The organism is Alphaproteobacteria bacterium LSUCC0396 (genome assembly GCA_041228345.1).
Classification (GTDB): domain Bacteria; phylum Pseudomonadota; class Alphaproteobacteria; order Puniceispirillales; family Puniceispirillaceae; genus UBA3439.
Genome location: CP166131.1, coordinates 212,386 through 228,131, shown reverse-complemented (window position 1 = coordinate 228,131; position 15,746 = coordinate 212,386). Strand labels below are relative to the sequence as shown.

14 protein-coding genes and 1 tRNA gene are annotated in these 15,746 nt (G+C 51.1%); 4 read left to right on the top strand and 11 right to left on the bottom strand.

The window, feature by feature from the left end:
- Positions 1-180: 180 nt before the first annotated feature.
- Both AB8881_01140 and AB8881_01135 read right to left on the bottom strand, forming a co-directional pair.
- The gene (locus tag AB8881_01140; protein ID XDZ63524.1) at positions 181-1,221 is read right to left on the bottom strand and encodes a M48 family metallopeptidase; all 1,041 of its coding nucleotides are present in this window, start codon (positions 1,219-1,221) and stop codon (positions 181-183) included.
- Between the two features lie 11 nt (positions 1,222-1,232).
- Positions 1,233-2,402: a YjgN family protein gene (locus AB8881_01135; GenBank protein ID XDZ63523.1), complete on the bottom strand. Its 1,170-nt coding sequence runs from the start codon at positions 2,400-2,402 to the stop codon at positions 1,233-1,235.
- Positions 2,403-2,570: 168 nt separating this feature from the next.
- Between AB8881_01135 and AB8881_01130 the strand changes: the two genes are divergently transcribed.
- Positions 2,571-2,774: a hypothetical protein gene (locus tag AB8881_01130; GenBank protein ID XDZ63522.1), complete on the top strand. Its 204-nt coding sequence runs from the start codon at positions 2,571-2,573 to the stop codon at positions 2,772-2,774.
- Between the two features lie 91 nt (positions 2,775-2,865).
- On the opposite strand, the gene AB8881_01125 is transcribed toward AB8881_01130, so the two are convergent.
- From AB8881_01125 to ssb, 4 genes are all read right to left on the bottom strand, one after another.
- A tRNA-Lys gene (locus AB8881_01125) sits at positions 2,866-2,941 on the bottom strand.
- A 172-nt stretch (positions 2,942-3,113) separates the two neighbouring features.
- A complete protein-coding gene (gene coaD / locus AB8881_01120; protein XDZ63521.1) occupies positions 3,114-3,623 on the bottom strand; it encodes a pantetheine-phosphate adenylyltransferase in 510 nt (169 codons plus the stop codon).
- On the bottom strand, positions 3,623-6,322 hold the full coding sequence (gene gyrA / locus AB8881_01115) for a DNA gyrase subunit A (protein ID XDZ63520.1): 2,700 nt from the start codon (positions 6,320-6,322) through the stop codon (positions 3,623-3,625). The genes coaD and gyrA overlap by 1 nt, the downstream gene beginning before the upstream one ends.
- Before the next feature lie 217 nt (positions 6,323-6,539).
- The gene (gene ssb / locus AB8881_01110) at positions 6,540-7,031 is read right to left on the bottom strand and encodes a single-stranded DNA-binding protein (protein ID XDZ63519.1); all 492 of its coding nucleotides are present in this window, start codon (positions 7,029-7,031) and stop codon (positions 6,540-6,542) included.
- Between the two features lie 17 nt (positions 7,032-7,048).
- On the opposite strand from ssb, the gene AB8881_01105 reads away from it, so the two are divergent.
- From AB8881_01105 to trmFO, 3 genes are all read left to right on the top strand, one after another.
- On the top strand, positions 7,049-7,291 hold the full coding sequence (locus AB8881_01105; GenBank protein ID XDZ63518.1) for a hypothetical protein: 243 nt from the start codon (positions 7,049-7,051) through the stop codon (positions 7,289-7,291).
- 88 nt (positions 7,292-7,379) lie between these two features.
- A complete protein-coding gene (gene uvrA / locus AB8881_01100; GenBank protein ID XDZ64480.1) occupies positions 7,380-10,208 on the top strand; it encodes an excinuclease ABC subunit UvrA in 2,829 nt (942 codons plus the stop codon).
- Between the two features lie 6 nt (positions 10,209-10,214).
- A complete protein-coding gene (gene trmFO, locus AB8881_01095; protein ID XDZ63517.1) occupies positions 10,215-11,573 on the top strand; it encodes a methylenetetrahydrofolate--tRNA-(uracil(54)-C(5))-methyltransferase (FADH(2)-oxidizing) TrmFO in 1,359 nt (452 codons plus the stop codon).
- A gap of 75 nt (positions 11,574-11,648) precedes the next feature.
- Here the strand turns inward: trmFO and AB8881_01090 are convergent, their stop codons facing one another.
- From AB8881_01090 to yajC, 5 genes are all read right to left on the bottom strand, one after another.
- Positions 11,649-12,311 (bottom strand): hypothetical protein, encoded by a 663-nt coding sequence (locus AB8881_01090; protein XDZ63516.1) that lies wholly within the window; start codon positions 12,309-12,311, stop codon positions 11,649-11,651.
- A 46-nt stretch (positions 12,312-12,357) separates the two neighbouring features.
- Entirely contained in the window at positions 12,358-12,780 is a 423-nt protein-coding gene (locus tag AB8881_01085; protein ID XDZ63515.1) for an Mth938-like domain-containing protein, read from the bottom strand.
- Positions 12,767-13,705, bottom strand: a complete 939-nt coding sequence (gene secF / locus AB8881_01080) for a protein translocase subunit SecF (protein ID XDZ63514.1) — start codon at positions 13,703-13,705, stop codon at positions 12,767-12,769. Before secF ends, AB8881_01085 begins: the two co-directional genes overlap by 14 nt.
- 15 nt (positions 13,706-13,720) lie before the next feature.
- A complete protein-coding gene (gene secD / locus AB8881_01075) occupies positions 13,721-15,274 on the bottom strand; it encodes a protein translocase subunit SecD (protein XDZ63513.1) in 1,554 nt (517 codons plus the stop codon).
- Positions 15,275-15,373: 99 nt separating this feature from the next.
- Positions 15,374-15,700: a preprotein translocase subunit YajC gene (yajC, locus tag AB8881_01070; protein ID XDZ63512.1), complete on the bottom strand. Its 327-nt coding sequence runs from the start codon at positions 15,698-15,700 to the stop codon at positions 15,374-15,376.
- Positions 15,701-15,746: the final 46 nt, after the last annotated feature.

Below are 15,746 nucleotides of genomic sequence, written 5' to 3'. Positions count from 1 at the left end.
GTATTTACGCATAATATACATTATGCGACAAAAATATCCATAAGATGCTGGCAGTGAATTTGACCTATTATTTCATTAAAACAAATAAAAACAGCACCTTTTGTAAATTTGTTAATAAAAGAATTAAACTTTATATTCATCATGCCTGCGGTGCAGCATCGAAAAATAACAATCTGCGGGTCACTCTTTTGCGGCAGCATTGATCTGGTTGCGGCGTTCACGAAAGCTTGGATGACTGGCAAAAAAGCCGCCCTTGTCGCAATGTGGCGCGCAGTCACTCGCCAGCTTATTAAAGAGGCTGATCAGGCTTGCAGGATCGCGTCCAAGCTGTTGCATCAATTGGGTTGAGACCTGATCGGCCTCAAGTTCAAACGCGCGTGTATAGCTGGCGAGGATCAAACTAGAACCAAGCGTACCAATTTCCTCAACAAAACTATCTTCAATCCCGAAAACAAGCCCAAGCCCAACTGCAAGGATCGCGCTTCGGGTTATCATTCGCATCGCGTGTCGATTGGTGATATGACCAACCTCATGCGCTAAAATCCCCACCAGAACATCCTCATTGCCCGCAAAATCAACCATTTCATCAAGCAAAATGATATGATTGCCGGCAAGCGCAAGGGCGTTGGGGCCGATTGTCGGGCTGCGGCGATACAACAACTCAATGTGCGGCGCATTGGGCGGTAGTTTGCTTATGATCTCGGAAAATAGCCTGTCAATACGGCGGCGTTCGCTTGTGGAAAGCTGGCTCGGCTCAAGTAACAGGCTGTCGAGCTGATTAAGGGTGGAATTGCCGATATTTTTGCCCCAGCTTTGTGGAACATAGCGTGATACGTGATCAGCAGCGTAGGGCAAGGCCAATCGGGCACCCACCAGAGACATGATAATAAGCGACAGAATTACCGTCATTCCGCGCCAGCCAAGGCGCTCGGCAAGGCCAATGAAGCGTGATGTTTTTTCGGGGGTCGGCAAGAAAGGGGTCAAGTCGTCGGGTAAGAGTGCCGCCGATAAGGTAAAAACGCCCCTACCCGTCAATGTGATCCGCCAGTCCGCACCGGCCATCATCGCGCTGACCTTGGAAATACTAACAGGTTCAACCTGATCCTGCCCCTCAATTGCCAGCAGTAATTGATCTGATGATTGTCCGGGCTCACCAATCAGCAAGGCAGCGCGAGATCGCTGCGACGTGGCTTTCGCCGTAAATGTGCCGTTAATTTGCATCGATTGGGCCTTTAAAGCGAAATTTCCAGACCAGCAGTCTCACTGATGGCATCGCCGACAGAATGGCCCGCATCGCGCTCATCATCAATAAATTGAGCCATATCACTATTTGGCCGGATAAATGTGTTTTCCGTTAGATAGCGATAATAGCGTACCCGCGCCCATGGCAACAGTAATGTTAGGCTGGCTACGCTTACAAACATATTTTGCAAAACAATCAGCGCAAGCTTATACCCCGATATCTCTGAACGAAACAGGATAATTTTATCCAGTCGCAGCCCATTAATCATCAGATTTCGTGTGCCCGCACGGTAATAAGTCGTTACCACTACAAACAGAACAATGACAGTAATCAGGGACAAAAATATCCCGGAAACCATGGAAATAACCTGAGGGTTTTTGTGGATCTCGATCGAACCTGTTGCCCGTGATATGAAATCAAGTGCCCCGAAACTGACCAAAAAAACTGGGCCCAGCGTCAGTAAACCGCCAGCCATCAGCAGCAGGAATGTTTGCCCCCCTACCCTGTAAAACTCGGCAATGCTGCTGGAAATTTCAAATTGCTTTGAGCCAAAACTGTAATGTTCAGCAATATAATGTCGCATGATACGCGACGCCATCGGCATAAATATCCCCAAAGACAACAGGCCCAGCAATGGCGCCGCAAACATTGACCAGAACACGCCCCAATAGGTGCCATGCCAGGTAAAGCGTACGTCGCGCCATACCAGATTGCGCGCGTTGAACTGTAATGATTTGTTCAACGCCCATGGATAGGCCAGCACCAAACCAAATGACAAAGCCTCTTGAAAAAAGAGAATCTCGATCGGAAAAAACGGTATCACATAGAAAGTAACGATAACAGCCAGCGCTAAAAGCCAGCCTTTTAACAAATCAAAACCAGTCGCAAGATAATCCAGACCATCACCTAGAATACGCGTGTTGCTGTAAAAATAGCGTCGCTGGCGCACCCGTGCCCACGGCACCCAAATCCCCAATGTCACAAGAATCAAAAGGATATTGACGAAATAGATTTTAAAATAGGCCGCCGCTGTACCGGTGAATATTAATCTCTCAAACCGCTGAAAATGATAGCCGCCATCATCATATTGTGGCGCTGTTGCATCATGTAAAAAGGGGTTTTTCACGTCTGTTGACGGTGTGTTTGAAGGTTCGTTCATACCCAAATCTTACATGTCCGGAGGAACTCTAGAGAACTTTTTCGCCGTCCTCACGTATTTGTGAGATCAATTAAAGGAATAATTAATAAAGTTATCATTAAATTAGTAAACATAAGAACGCGAATAGATGGCGCTCTTCGTAATTTAAAACTAATTTGGGGATAAGAGATGAGCCATATAAATGTAAGTTTTTTCAGCGATCTGTCGGTTAATAGTATGACGAGGCGTTGCCGGTTCCCACCATTACCGCGTTCGGCGCTGACTAATCTGATCACCTCATCCATGACCGCGGCCGAATCATTTGCCTGTTACCGCGATTCTGATGGCTGCGTGATTGCCCTAGATCGAACTGGATTTTGTGTCACCGAATAGCTTTCCTCCCTTGGGCATTTGGGCACAAATAACCCCCGGTCATTTTCATGGCCGGGGGCGATTTATTTACCGTCTGTTGGTATCGGGTAAATGGTGAGCGCGACAGGATTCGAACCTGTGACCCAGTGATTAAAAGTCACTTGCTCTACCAACTGAGCTACGCGCCCGAACTATAAATTCCTTTGGGCCTTGCGGCCAGTGCGATGACATCGGTCTTCAACGCTCCGACACCTTATAGAGACGTGTCGATTTTGTGTAAACCCTAAAGTAACCCTTACTGGCCTTTATTTTTATCTGATTTCAGATAGGCATTTGCAAAAGGGCAATGCCGCTCTGTTTCTAGTTTTTATTGATTTTTTGGTTTAACGCCTTGGCCACATTTTCTGGCACAAAGCTGGATATATTGCCGCCAAAAAGTGCGATTTCTTTGACAAATCGTGATGCCACAAAATGCTGCTGTTCGGCAGCCATCAAAAACATTGTTTCCAATTCGCCATGCAATCGTTTGTTGATACTGGCCATCTGAAATTCATATTCGAAGTCGGCAACCGCCCGTAGCCCTCGCAAAATCGAGGTTGCGCCTTGCTCGCTGGCAAAATCTGTCAGCAAACCGGAAAAGCTTTTGACCAGAACCGGCAGGCCTGAATTTGTTTCGGCATTGATCCTATCAACCTCGGCCTTAACCAGCGCTGTTCTCTCTTCAATCGAAAAAAGTGGCTGTTTACCCAAATTAAGCGATACGGCAACAATCAATTGATCGCCAAGCTGTGCGCCGCGTTCAATAATGTCGATATGACCGTATGTAAGCGGGTCAAAGGTGCCCGGATACACAATAACCTTCTGGCTCATCAATTATCCTTATCTTCGGCCATTGCCGTGTCGTCCGCCGTGTCTTCTATCTCTGCTGTGGTTGGCTGTGCAGCGGGATCACTGTCTACGCTTCCTGCCTGTGATTCAGCGCCACTTTCATTATCGAGATTACCCTCATCCAGATCATCATCGTCACTTTCGGTCTCTCGGATCAGGCCTGCTGATACAACCTTTTCACTATCATCATCGGCAACGTCAAACAGTCTGACGCCTTGTGTTTTGCGGCTGGCGATACGGATAGAATCCCCCTCGCCGCCATGCACCCTGATGCGAATGATTTGCCCCTTGTTAGTGACCAGCATCAGCTGGTCTTCTTCAACAACCGCGAATGATGCCATAACCTTGCCATTGCGTTTGCTGGTCTCGATATTGGCGACGCCCTGCCCGCCCCGGCCAGATTGGCGATAGTCATTTACCGGCGTGCGTTTGCCATATCCATTTTCGGTAACTGACAGGATAAATTCCTTTTCCTCATCAGCAATGATGGACATTGAAACCACACGGTCATCACCAAGCAGACGGATGCCGCGAACACCGGTACTGTCGCGTCCGCGGAACACCCGCACCGCATTGGCCGCAAAGCGGATCGCCTTGCCATTACGGGTAGCCATCAAAACATCATCATCATCACTACATGGCAGCACACCAACCAGATCGTCACCGTCCTGCAGCTTCATGGCGATCTTGCCATTACGCTTGATATTGGTGAAATCGCTGAGGTTATTGCGCCGTACATTGCCCGATGCAGTGGCAAACATCACGTTCAAATCGGCCCAACTAGTTTCATCTTCTGGCATTGGCATGACCGTATTAATGGTCTCTTCCGGCTCAATCGGTAAAATATTTACCATCGCCTTGCCAAGTGATTGCGGTGCCGCCTCAGGTAATTTATAGCATTTCAGCTGATAGACCATGCCCCGCGACGTAAAGAACAATATCGGCGTATGTGTATTGGTTACAAACAGCCTTGTAACGAAATCTGCATCACGCGTTTTCATGCCTGCCCGGCCTTTGCCGCCGCGCCGCTGGGCACGATAAACCGATAATGGCACCCGCTTGATATAGCCGCGATGGCTAACCGTCACCACCATGTCTTCTTGTTGGATCAGATCTTCATCATCCTGATCGCCAAGCTGGTCGGTGATCTCGGTGCGCCGCGGATTAGCCAGACGTTCACGGGTTGCAGCCAATTCATCGAGAACGACACGGCTAACTCTTGTATCGGATCCGAGGATATCGAGATAATCGGCGATCTTATCGGCAAGCTCACGCGTTTCATCACTTAGTTTTTCGCGTTCCATGCCGGTCAGGCGTTGCAGCCGCAATTCCAGAATGGCCCGTGCTTGTGTTTCAGACAAACGATAGTGACCATCAACAACCTCATGCCCGGGATCATCAATCAGCGAGATAAAATCGGCCACTTCGGCCGCTGGCCAGTTGGTCTCGCAAAGGGCATTACGCGCTGTTTCGGTATCAGGCGCCTTTTTGATCAATTCAATAATGGTGTCGATCGAGGCCAGCGCAACCATCAAACCTGCCAGAATGTGGGCGCGGTCGCGCGCCTTTGCCAGCAGGAAAGTTGTCCGCCTTACCACCACTTCCTTGCGGAACGCGCAAAAGGCAACAATAACATCTTTCAGGCCCATTTGTTGCGGGCGGCCACCATTCATCGCCAGCAGATTCACCGGAAAACTGGTTTGCAGCCGGGTATGGCGATAAAGCTGGTTCAACACCACATCGCCCGACGCATCGCGCTTTATTTCGATGACAACGCGCATACCATTACGGTCAGACTCGTCGCGGATGTCTGAGATCCCCTCAAGCGTCTTTTCACGCACCATTTCACCAATGCGCTCTAGCAATTGCGCCTTATTAACCTGATAAGGGATTTCGTGAATGATGATGGCCTCACGATCCTTGGCGTTTGTTTGCACTTCGGCCTTGGCGCGCATGATGATTGATCCACGGCCAGTGGCATAGGCCTCGCGGATACCGTGACGCCCCATAATTAGACCGCCTGTCGGAAAATCTGGGCCGGGCACAATCTCGGTCAAGGCTTCGGTGGTGATGTCAGGATTGGCAATATAGGCCTCACAGGCGGCAATCACCTCGGCAGGATTGTGCGGCGGGATATTGGTTGCCATCCCAACCGCAATACCATTCGCGCCGTTCACCAATAAATTTGGATATTCTGCCGGCAAAACAGTTGGTTCTAGTTGGGTTTCATCATAATTGGCGGTGAATTCAACGGTGTTTTTGTCGATATCACGAAGCAGACTTTCGGCCGCGCGCGCCAGCCGTGACTCCGTATAGCGCATCGCCGCTGCCGGATCGCCATCGACCGAGCCAAAATTGCCCTGCCCGTCAACCAGCGGCAGGCGCATCGAGAAATCTTGCGCCATGCGCACCATGGCCTCATAGATCGACGAGTCGCCATGCGGGTGATAGTTACCCATCACGTCACCAACGATACGCGCCGATTTACGCGGCGGTTTCGACCAATCGTAATTGCCTTCCATCATCGCATAGAGAATGCGGCGATGAACTGGCTTTAGCCCGTCACGAACATCTGGCAACGCCCGCGACACAATCACGCTCATCGCATAATCCAGATAGGATTTGCGCATTTCATCCGAAATCGAAATTGTTGGATTGGTCGAATCGGTAATGTCGGTCACGCTGTGGTACTTTCTGCCTTTTGGGGGAAGCAAACCGGCGCTCCCCACACTGGTCGGTAACAATGCCCAGCACCGTCACATCTATACACAATATTTACATGATTTAGGCGCAACATGACACCAAATATTGTGGTTTTGACAGTTTTTTCCCCAAAAAAAACGGCACCTTGCTGTCACCGCAAGATACCGCTTTATGTATGAAGTTTAATTTACTGAATTAAAACGGAATATCATCATCCATGTCGTTTGAGCTGCGCATTGGTGGCGGGCTTGACTGGCCATCATTCGACGGTGACTGATCATAGCCGCCTTGATTATTTCCATACCCACCGCCGTCACCCATGCCGGATGATTCGCCGCGCCCACCAAGCAAGGTCAACTCGCCGCGGAATCGCTGTAATACAACCTCGGTGCTGTATTTCTCAACGCCTTGCTGATCTGTCCATTTCCGGGTTTGAAGCTGGCCTTCAATATAGCAGGTTGATCCTTTGCGCAGATACTGTTCGGCAATCCGTCCCAGATTTTCATTGAAAATGACGACGCGGTGCCATTCAGTCTTTTCACGTTGCTCACCGCTGTTCTTGTCTTTCCAGCGTTCTGATGTTGCCAGTGATAAATTCACGACTTTGTTGCCATCCTGCATGGACCGCACTTCAGGGTCGCGCCCTAGATTGCCAACTAGGATGACTTTATTAACGCTGCCTGCCATTGCGAGATTACTCCTGAGTGAAATTTGTCTGCGGCACCGCGGCACCAAAACATTACGGATTAAGAGAGGCCAAGATTACCCGTGCTGGCAAGGGTCTGACAAGGCCAAATTGGCGGATCGTGGGATCAATCGCTTTAATGTCAATTATGCCGCTTTGTAACGCGCCGGTTGCAACGGCTTTTGTGAAAGTTGCAAATCAGTTTTTTCGTCTGGAATTAGGGCTAAAAAGACTAGCGAATGACAAGCCTGCCGGTTTATAGTCCGGCTATGCCAAATGAAACAAAATCTCCGTCGCTTGCCGCTGCGGCAAAGCAAAGTGCCCGCGCTGACAAAACCATCGAGCCCCGGATGATTTCCGTGCGTGGAGCGCGTGAACATAATCTCGCCAATGTCGATATTGATCTGCCGCGTGATCAGCTGGTGGTTCTGACCGGCTTGTCTGGGTCTGGCAAATCGTCGCTGGCGTTTGATACAATTTACGCCGAAGGCCAGCGCCGCTATGTCGAATCACTTTCGGCCTATGCGCGTCAGTTCCTTGATATGATGAACAAGCCGGATGTCGATTTAATCGAGGGCCTGTCTCCGGCGATTTCAATCGAGCAGAAAACCACCTCACGAAACCCGCGGTCTACGGTTGGGACAGTCACTGAGATCTATGATTATATGCGCCTGCTCTGGGCGCGGGTTGGGATTCCCTACTCGCCAGCGACCGGCCTACCAATCCGCAGCCAGACGGTCAGCCAGATGGTGGATATTTTGCTTGGGCTTGACGATGGCAGCCGGCTTTATTTGCTGGCGCCGATTGTGCGTGGCCGAAAGGGTGAATATCGCAAGGAATTGGGCGAATTACACCGGAAGGGCTTTAGCCGGGTGCGTATTAACGGCGAGATTTATGATGTTGATGATACGCCTGTGCTGGATAAGCAGAAGAAGCATGATATCGAGGTGGTCGTTGACCGGGTTGTGATCACTGGTGATCCGGATGAGTTGGCAACTAGGCTCGCCGACTCGCTTGAGACTGCGCTTGGGCTTAGTGACGGTCTGGCTTTTGCCGATTATGCTGATAAGGATGAGCGGATCGTGTTTTCTGCGCGTTTTGCCTGTCCTGAGTCCGGTTTCACCATTGACGAGATTGAGCCGCGTCTGTTTTCATTCAACAACCCGTACGGTGCCTGTACATCATGCGATGGTCTGGGGGTCAGCAGCCATTTTGACGAACAGCTGGTTGTTCCGGACAAGCAGATCAGCCTTCGAAATGGTGCGTTGGCACCATGGTCATCCAGCAGTTCACGCTATTACCTGCAAACGCTAGAGTCGTTGGCAAAGCAGTTCAAATTCTCGCTGGATAAGCCATTTGCCGACCTTGATGATGATGTGCAGTCGATCATTCTGCACGGGTCGGGCAAAATGCCCGTAACAATGGAATTTGACGATGGTATGCGTTCATACCGCACGACCAAGCCGTTTGAAGGCGTGATGCCCAACCTTGCGCGCCGCTATCGTGAGACTGATTCATCATGGGTGCGTGATGAGCTGGAAAAATTCCGGGCCAATCTGCCTTGTACGAGCTGTAAGGGCAAACGTCTGAAGAACGAGGCCTTGGCGGTTAAAATTGATAAGCACGACATATCCGATATTGCCCGCCTGTCGATTGCTGATGCGCGCCAGTGGTTCATTGATCTTGAGGCAAAGCTGACAGGTCAGGATTCTGAAATTGCTGCTCGTATTTTAAAAGAAATAAATGAGCGGCTGGGCTTCTTGGTGAATGTCGGGCTTGGTTATCTGGCAATGTCCCGCAATTCAGGTACATTGTCGGGCGGCGAGTCCCAGCGGATTCGCCTAGCTTCGCAAATCGGTTCGGGATTGACCGGTGTTCTTTATGTTCTTGATGAGCCGTCGATTGGGCTGCATCAGCGCGATAATGACCGGCTTTTATCAACCCTCATTCGTCTGCGTGATCTTGGCAATACAGTGCTGGTCGTTGAACATGACGAAGAGGCTATTTTGCTGGCCGATTATGTTGTTGATATGGGGCCGGGTGCTGGTGTTCATGGCGGCCATGTTGTGGCTGCCGGTACCCCTAGCGAAGTGATGAGCCATCCAGAGTCTCTGACAGGAAAATATCTATCGGGTGCGCTGGAAATCTCGGTGCCAAAGAAACGCCGCAAACCAAAGAAGGACCGGTTTATTCGGGTGGAAAATGCCACTGGCAATAATTTACGGGATGTATCTGTTAAGTTCCCGCTTGGGGTTTTGACCTGTGTTACGGGGGTTTCTGGCGGCGGTAAATCAACCTTGGTGCTTGAAACATTATGGAAGTCGCTGGCGCGCAGTCTGCATAAAGCGCGTGAGATCCCTGCCCCGCACAAAGCTATTTATGGCGCTGAATTCCTTGATAAGGTGGTCGATATTGATCAGTCACCGATTGGCCGGACGCCACGGTCAAATCCGGCCACCTACACTGGTGCCTTTACCCCGATCCGTGAATGGTTTGCCGGCCTTCCCGAGGCCAAGGCGCGCGGCTATGCGCCCGGGCGTTTTTCGTTCAACGTTAAGGGCGGTCGCTGCGAGGCTTGTCAGGGCGACGGCCTGATCAAAATCGAAATGCATTTTCTGCCTGATATTTATGTCACTTGCGACAGTTGCAAAGGCCGGCGTTATAATCGTGAGACGCTGGACATCACTTGGCGCGGCAAATCGATTGCCGATGTTCTGGATATGACCGTCGAAGAAGGGGTTGAATATTTCAAGGCGGTACCGTCGATCCGCGAAAAGCTGGAAACGATGCTGCGTGTCGGGCTTGGTTATGTACGGGTTGGTCAGCAGGCAACCACCTTGTCAGGTGGCGAGGCGCAGCGTGTAAAACTGTCCAAGGAATTATCGCGGCGCGCAACCGGACGCACAATCTATATCCTTGATGAGCCGACTACGGGCCTGCATTTTCATGATATCGCCAAGCTTCTAGAGGTTCTGCAAGAACTGGTCGAGCAAGGGAATAGCGTGATCGTTATCGAGCATAATATGGATGTGATCAAAACCGCTGACTGGATCATCGACCTTGGCCCCGAGGGCGGTGATGGCGGCGGTTACATTGTGGCCGAGGGCACCCCGGAAAAAGTGGCACAGGTGCCGGGGTCGCACACTGGCACTTATCTTGCCCGTATTTTGGGAACGTGATGCGTGATGACTGATATTGCTCCTATTCATGTGATTGGTGGCGGGCTTGCCGGGTGCGAGGCCGCGTTTCAGATTGCCAGCTTGAATGTGCCAGTCGTGCTGCATGAGATGCGGCCGGTTCGCAAAACTGACGCTCATCACGGCGAAGGGCTGGCAGAACTGGTTTGTTCAAACTCGTTTCGCTCGGATGATGCAACTGCCAATGCCGTCGGTGTTCTGCATCAGGAAATGCGGCTTTTGGGGTCATTAATTCTAAAGGTGGCTGATGCTGAAAAGGTGCCTGCTGGCGGCGCGCTGGCGGTTGATCGTGACCGGTTCTCTGCCGCAGTTGAGGCCGTGATTACGGCGCATCCGCTAATCACCGTTCAGCGTGAGGAAGTGGGCGATATCCCCAATGATTGGCAGCAGGTCATAATCGCAACCGGCCCGTTGACATCGCCTGATCTGGCCGAGGCAATCCGCCGCTGGGGCGGTGAAGATGATCTGGCTTTTTTCGATGCGATTGCGCCGATTGTGCATTTTGACAGTGTCAACATGGATGTAGCGTGGTTTCAGTCGCGCTATGACAAATCTACCGATGGCGGCGATGGCAAGGATTATATCAATTGCCCAATGACCCAGCCACAATATGAGGCTTTTATTGACGCGCTGTTGGACGGCGAGAAAATGTCTTTCAAAGAATGGGAGGAAAATACCCCCTATTTTGACGGCTGCATGCCGATTGAAGTGATGGCATCGCGGGGCCGTGAAACATTGCGTTGGGGGCCGATGAAGCCGGTTGGCCTGACCAACGCACATGATGGCTCGCGTCCACATGCGGTCATCCAGCTGCGCCAAGATAATGCTCTTGGTACGCTCTATAATATGGTTGGGTTCCAGACCAAGCTGAAATATGCCGAACAGGTGCGTGTATTCCAGACAATTCCCGGGCTTGAAAACGCCCAATTTGCGCGCCTTGGTGGATTGCATCGCAATACGTTTATCAATTCGCCGCGCCTTCTTGATCAACAATTGCGGTTGAAGGCAAAACCAAAATTGCGGTTTGCTGGGCAGATCACTGGTGTTGAGGGCTATGTCGAATCCGCGGCTATCGGCTTGCTGGCTGGCCGAATGGCGGCGGCTGAAGTGCTGGGGCTTAACTGGGTCGCACCTCCGGTTGATACTGCGCATGGCGCGCTGCTGGCACATATAACCGGCGGCGCAATGGCGGATAGTTTCCAGCCAATGAATGTTAATTTTGGCTTGTTTCCCGAATTACCGTTGAATGAACGTGGCCGACGGCCAAAAGGGCGTGACCGTAAAGCCGCCTATGCTGAACGTGCGTTAACCAATATGACCGTATGGCGTGATGCCGCGTTGGCCTAGGCGCTTGTTCAGTGGTGATCCTCCATTTTAATTGCGCCAAGGTGGATTAAGCTTAAATTCATAGTGGGTTTTAGCTTATTTGGGCGGCCTGAAGATGTGCCATATCAGCATATGCCAGCCAAGTGCCGGATGGGAAACATCAGCTGCCGGCCGCGCCATGTAGCGCAGGAAACAGCCAGCCAGATATAGCCATGACCGTTTTCTGCCAGCATCATCGCGGCGCAAGGCAATGATCTGCGGCTGGTCGAGATTATGCCCGCCATGTGCCAGCTGACCCCTTACAACATGATGTAAATAATGGCCGATATCAGCTGCTGTTGCGGCCTCTTTTTCGTGCCCAAGCCGTGTTGCAATGAGCGCCCATGTTGCAGCCCATCCTTCGGTGCTATCCCGCGCCTCATCATGGCAGGCAGATTGCCAATGCGCGATCAGCGTAATGATCTGTTGCCGAAGCCCTTCATTGATCTCAAATAGATCCTGCAATTGATTAACCAGTGGCGCGGTATGACGCGTTTCAGCCGCCATAGCATCGGCCCACCATTGCACACGGATGGCGGCAAGCAGTGACTCGCTAGGGATATGCAGCGCCGCATCAAGCGCTATCGCAAGGTCAAATACCGAGGCTGCAAGCAATTGGTCTTTTTCAGTCTCAAACATCAGACAAAGTGCCAATGGTCTGCCAAGCGGATGATCATTGTCGCGTAATGCTGCGATGGCTGTTTTGGCGTTATTCGTCATTTTTTTCGGATTTGCTGTGATGGGGCATCATCGGACCATGATCGGGTTAGGCAACCGCATAAAGACCCGCGCCAGCGGTGCGGCCCTCGCTCATCAGCACATTCCATGTCCGGCAGGCCGCCGCTGTTGACATGACTTCAAGCGCGATACCCTGTTCACGAAGGTAATGCGCCAAGTCATTCATTGGGTCCATCGGTGCGCCGCCAACCCCTAGAATAAATAATGGCGGTAACGCCTTGCCAAGACCGGGCAGAATATCGTCAATCTTGAGGTCAGCCGGATTGGCAGGTGGTGTCCAGATCGCAGTTTTGCGCGGGCCCAGTAAAACCGAGCCGCTGTAGCGATTGCCTGAAATGCGGAAACTGTGATCACCATAGCCATGAACAAGCTGTAGGTCACCTGTTGCCTCAAAGGTTTGGATATTAACAAGGTCACCCGACCCATCATGGGGTGATTTAGGATCGTTCATATTCAGGCTTTTCAACGCCGTGATCTTCATCGTCATTGCGTTTTAGGTCAAACCGTGACAGCAACCCTACGGCAACAAAAACCGATGAATAGGTACCGATCAGCACACCCCATATCATCGCAATGGCAAAATCACGCAACACGGCGCCACCAAAGATAACAATAGCACCCAGCGCAAGTAAGGTGGTCACCGAGGTCATAACGGTTCGTGACAAAGTCTCGTTTAGCGATTTGTTTAAAATATCGACAAGGCTGTATGATTTGTAGCGGCGCAGGTTTTCACGAACCCGGTCAAACACCACCACCGTATCATTGATCGAATAGCCGGCGATGGTCAAAATTGCGGCAACAGTTGCAAGGTTGAACTCAAAACTGGTCAGCGCAAACAACCCAACCGTCGTTAAAACATCGTGCGTTAACGCCAGAATTGCTGCTATCGAGAACTGCCACTCAAAGCGGAACCAGATATAGACCATAATGGCAAACAACGCGCAAACAACCGCCAGCATTCCCTTTTCGGCCAGTTCTGCACCAACAGTCGGCCCCACAAATTCAGTGCGCCGGATATCAAAATCACTGCCAAGGGTCTTGCCAATAAGCTGAATTGCCGCGATTTGCGCCTTTTCATCACCGTCTTGGCGTTGAATACGGATCAAAACATCGGTTTCAGTGCCAAAGCCTTGCAGGCTGATATCACCAAGTCCCAATTGTTCCAGATCGCCGCGAAGGCCGGCAATATTTGCTGGGCCGGTTTTGTCTCGTGCCTCGATCAGGATACCGCCCTTGAAATCAATACCAAGGTTCAGGCCAATCACCGCAAATAAGCCAATGGATGCCGCGACAAGAATTGACGAAAAAATAAACGCAAGCCGGTGGAATTTAAGAAAGTTTATTGATGTGTCGCTTGAAACAAGTTTAAGGCGCATCGGAAAGCCCCCTTCCTAAAGAACAAATTTGCTGGGGCGTTTGCGTTCAACCCACAAAACGATGAACAAACGTGTCACCATAACAGCCGTAAACATCGAGGTTGCAATACCGATGCCCAGCGTGACAGCAAATCCCTTAATCGGGCCCGATCCAAAAATATATAAGAATAACGCCGCAAATAATGTGGTGAGGTTTGAGTCAACAATCGTTGAGATAGCGCGTTGATAGCCGCCATCAATCGCGGCAATCGCAGAGCGTCCGTTGGACATTTCTTCACGAATCCGCTCAAACACTAGCACATTGGCGTCAACTGCCATCCCCATTGTCAAGACAATGCCAGCAATACCGGGAAGTGTCAGAGTGGCTTGTAAAGCCGAGAGAGCAGCAACGATTAAGATGATGTTGACCGCCAACGCCGCAACGGCAAGTCCGCCAAAAAAGCCATAGCTGGCAACCATGTAAACGGCCACCAATATCAAACCGATCAGCGCGGCAATTTCACCGGCGGCAATCGAATCTGCACCCAGCCCCGGGCCAATTGACCGTTCTTCGAGAATAATCAGGGGTGCAGGTAACGCCCCTGCCCGCAATACAAGTGCAAGCTCATTGGTTTCAGCAACGCTGAAATCACCGGTAATTTGACCGCTGCCAAAAATCTGTGACTGAATGGTTGGCGCCGAAACGACCTTGCCATCCAGAATAATCGCAAACGGGCGACCAATATTTTCGCCCGTTACCTTGCCAAAACGCCGCGCCCCGGCTGCGTTAAGGATAAAACTGACCGCCGGGCGATTGTTCTGATCAAAGGTTGCGGTTGCCCCATCCAGCATTTCACCACTAACCATGACACGCTTTTCAATGACATAGCTGCGCCCATCTGTGCTGGCGCTTTCCATTAAAATACTGCCTGGCGGCGTGCGGCCACGCTGAATCGCTTCGCTGGCGCTGATCCGCATATCAACCAGCTGGAAGGTAAGTTTTGCGGTACGACCAAGCAGCCGTTTTACCGCCTCAGGATCGTCCACGCCGGGCAGTTGAACCAGCACCCGATCAGCCCCTTGACGCTGAATAATCGGCTCTTTTGTACCTTCCGGGTCAAGCCGGCGGCGGATAATTTCGATTGATTGCTCAACGGTGCGTGTCCGCATCTGGACCAGCCCCGCCTCGGTAAAGGCAAGACGGTAGGTTATTCCATCATTACTGACGCTGTAATCGTTTCCAAGCTCTGTCAAAATCTGACTGGCTTTAGCCGTGTCTTCAGCGTTACGAACGTTTAGCGAAACCGTTTCTTCACTGACTTGTAGGTCGCTGAAACGGATCTTTTCGGTACGGAAGTCACGCCGGATCGTCTCACCTAAGTTTTCCAGCTGTTCCCTTTTGACCGCATCAACATCAACGCGAAGCAGCAGATGCGATCCGCCTTGAAGGTCTAGACCAAGGTTAATCTGCTTTCCGGGAAGAAAGCTTTTGTCAATGTTGTCGCCGATCACGTTGGGCAGCGCAAACACGACCCCCAGACTGGCGATCGCAACAATAAACAGTTTTTTCCAAAGCTGGAATTGCAACATGATGACAATACTCTTGGCTAGAGATAGGGACGGCTAGCGCCGGTGATAAACGGCCGCAAAAGCGGGCGAATAATACCTCCGGCGCCTATCTGTCCAGCGTTACGCTTTTTTTGCTGGCTCGGTCTTGCCTCTGATATCAGCAATCATTGACCGGACAATCTGAACTTTCACATCCTTCGCGATTTCGACGTCTACGGTGTCGCTGTCGTCGGTCACTTTAACCACAGTGCCGGTCAGCCCGCCTGACGTTACGATCTTGTCACCACGCCGGATAGCGGCAAGCATTTCCCGGTGTTGTTTGGCCCGTTTTTGCTGGGGGCGGATCAACAGGAAATAGAAAATCACCATCACGAAAAGGATTGGTAACAGGCCGAAACCGCCTTCTGCAAAGCCACCTGATTGTGCGAATGCTGGGGTAATAAACATCTTGGAATCTCTCCAATTGTCGTTGAAAATACTATCTGGGAACATA

What these genes read in the sequence shown, in the direction of transcription:
- AB8881_01140 (XDZ63524.1), bottom strand. Translation starts at nt 1,221, where the DNA reads ATGCAAATTAACGGCACATTTACGGCGAAAGCCACGTCGCAGCGATCT.
- AB8881_01085 (XDZ63515.1), bottom strand. Translation starts at nt 12,780, where the DNA reads ATGAACGATCCTAAATCACCCCATGATGGGTCGGGTGACCTTGTTAAT.
- trmFO (XDZ63517.1), top strand. Translation starts at nt 10,215, where the DNA reads ATGACTGATATTGCTCCTATTCATGTGATTGGTGGCGGGCTTGCCGGG.
- secF (XDZ63514.1), bottom strand. Translation starts at nt 13,705, where the DNA reads ATGCGCCTTAAACTTGTTTCAAGCGACACATCAATAAACTTTCTTAAA.
- yajC (XDZ63512.1), bottom strand. Translation starts at nt 15,700, where the DNA reads ATGTTTATTACCCCAGCATTCGCACAATCAGGTGGCTTTGCAGAAGGC.
- ssb (XDZ63519.1), bottom strand. Translation starts at nt 7,031, where the DNA reads ATGGCAGGCAGCGTTAATAAAGTCATCCTAGTTGGCAATCTAGGGCGC.
- coaD (XDZ63521.1), bottom strand. Translation starts at nt 3,623, where the DNA reads ATGAGCCAGAAGGTTATTGTGTATCCGGGCACCTTTGACCCGCTTACA.
- AB8881_01090 (XDZ63516.1), bottom strand. Translation starts at nt 12,311, where the DNA reads ATGACGAATAACGCCAAAACAGCCATCGCAGCATTACGCGACAATGAT.
- secD (XDZ63513.1), bottom strand. Translation starts at nt 15,274, where the DNA reads ATGTTGCAATTCCAGCTTTGGAAAAAACTGTTTATTGTTGCGATCGCC.
- AB8881_01135 (XDZ63523.1), bottom strand. Translation starts at nt 2,402, where the DNA reads ATGAACGAACCTTCAAACACACCGTCAACAGACGTGAAAAACCCCTTT.
- AB8881_01130 (XDZ63522.1), top strand. Translation starts at nt 2,571, where the DNA reads ATGAGCCATATAAATGTAAGTTTTTTCAGCGATCTGTCGGTTAATAGT.
- uvrA (XDZ64480.1), top strand. Translation starts at nt 7,380, where the DNA reads ATGATTTCCGTGCGTGGAGCGCGTGAACATAATCTCGCCAATGTCGAT.